Below are 553 nucleotides of genomic sequence, written 5' to 3' on the forward strand. Positions count from 1 at the left end.
TATTGCCATTCAAGGTCAGGTCGAGGTAGAACTGCGATAGATAGGCGTTGGGCCGGACATTGGGGTCGAGCTGCATTTCACCGGGACGAATGCCGCCGGTGGCAAGGCTAGCCATCTGTGTTGAAGCAAAATCGGTTTTATTGAGAATGCCCGCGAGGGTGAATATTTTATGGGTCGCGGAATTTTGGATATAACCGTTGGCAACATCCTGCTGCACTTTATTTTCGCCCTGAATATGTTTCTGCGGCTGTGGGGAGGAATTGATATCAATGTTAATTAAGTTTGTCGACGGTGAGGAGACGCGCTTATTCTCATCTGGGGTCAACCATAAAGTTTTAATAACATCGCTTGCCTCATGATACTCATAATACTTACCATCACGAACCAGATTGTTACGAATAATTTCAGCTCCATTATATTTCAACACTTGGATTCACATAATAAGTGCAACATCGTTAATCCGGAAGTAAACATGTTCGTATTCCTTTAAATAATTCATTCGGTGTTTTCCCTCCCCGTGTTTTTCTGGGGCGATTATTTAATCGGTTTACCA

1 protein-coding gene is annotated in these 553 nt (G+C 43.4%); it reads right to left on the bottom strand.

Features of this window, described 5'->3' with window-relative positions; all coding sequences use genetic code 11:
- A partial coding sequence (locus tag EAE89_RS23205) for a hypothetical protein (protein ID WP_214086690.1) occupies nucleotides 1-427 on the bottom strand: 427 nt, incomplete at its 3' end.
- Nucleotides 428-553: the final 126 nt, after the last annotated feature.

Origin of the sequence: Photorhabdus heterorhabditis (assembly GCF_018448905.1) — a bacterium.
In the GTDB taxonomy this organism is placed as follows: domain Bacteria; phylum Pseudomonadota; class Gammaproteobacteria; order Enterobacterales; family Enterobacteriaceae; genus Photorhabdus; species Photorhabdus heterorhabditis.